The 1373-nt window shown below is 68.2% G+C and carries 1 protein-coding gene; it reads right to left on the bottom strand.

Features of this window, described 5'->3' with window-relative positions; genetic code table 11:
* Window positions 1-235: 235 nt before the first annotated feature.
* Window positions 236-1165, bottom strand: coding sequence for a TauD/TfdA dioxygenase family protein (locus ACWEH3_RS36095; protein WP_356967268.1), 930 nt, complete (start codon window positions 1163-1165; stop codon window positions 236-238).
* Window positions 1166-1373: the final 208 nt, after the last annotated feature.

The raw sequence follows: 1373 nt of genomic DNA on the forward strand, positions 1-1373 counted from the left end.
GGTTTCGGGCGTCTCGAGGTTGTTGTGGCAACCTCCGGTGCCGGGGGCAATACGTGAGTACGCCTGCCCCCGCGTCAGTGGACCGAATCCGCGGTTCGCGGTCAGGTCACTTACGGCGTTCGCAAGCCCGACCTGCAGGTATGGCGGGTCGAGCTGCTCGACGGCTCACCGCGACCCGAAGACACCGCATGGCCCCTCAACAGCCGGAGGCCCGGCAACCATGCGGGGTCCGCGTTCAGGACGCGAGCAGCTGGGTGTCCTCGACGATCGAGTAGTGCTCGGCGTTGCCCGCGATGATGGTGCTCGTCGAGCCGTCGACGCCGACCGGGACATCGCCGGCCAGGGTGATGCGGGTCAGTTTGCGCGGCTGGTCGTCGTAGTCGTCGATGGCATAGTGCTGGGTGGCGCGGTTGTCCCAGATGGCGACGTCGCCGGGCTCCCAGTTCCAGCGGGCGGTGTTCTCCAGGCGGGTCACCCGGTCCTGGAACAGCCGGAACAGCGCGTGCGACTCCGTGCTGGACAGCCCGACGAAATGCTTGACGAAGTGGCCGAGCAGCAACGCCCGCTCCCCCGTCTCGGGGTGCACGCGCACCACCGGGTGCTCGGTCTCGTAGTAGGTGGACTCGAACTCGGCGCGGTAGGCGGCCGTGTTGGGTCGCGGCGTCTCCTCGGCGCGGGCGTAGTCGTAGACGTTGGTGTGCACGGCGCGCAGGGATTCGGCGAGCCGCTTGAGCGGCTCCGGCAGCGACTCGTAGGCCGCGACGGTGGACGCCCAGGTGGTCGCGCCGCCGTAGGACGGCAGGTGCACCGCGCGCAGGATGGACGCCTTCGGGATGCGGTCGACGAAGGTGACGTCGGTGTGCCAGCTGTTGGCGCGGCCGTGCTCGGAATCGATCGCCAGGCTCTTCACACCATGCGAGGTGACCGTCGGGTGCGGGGTGGTCGGCGAGCCGAGCAGCTGGGCGAACTCGTACTGCCCGTCCTCGGTGAGGTGATCCTGACCGCGGAAGAAGATGACCTTGTGCTCCAGCAGCGCGCGACGGATCACGTCGACGGTGGCCGGATCCAGGTCGCCGCCGAGCCGGACGTTGTCGATCCGCGCGCCGATACGAGCGCCGAGCCTGGTCACCGAGGCTGTGGATGGGGTGGCGGGTGCGACCGTCATGAGATCACCTTCGCTGTCGAGATCGGTTACTGCTCCGGAGAGCAGACCACCCAAACGACCCCTCTGACCAGGGTTTTCGTCGCACTGATCGCAAACGGCGCGAAAGCACCACCACTTCGTCCCACCGAGCGCGAGCCCGACCCGGACACCGCCCAGCTCCATTCCGTTCTGCCGGGCGCTGCCCAAACATCATCGGGACGACCGAGCT

The sequence above is a fragment of the Nocardia sp. NPDC004718 genome (genome assembly GCF_053601535.1).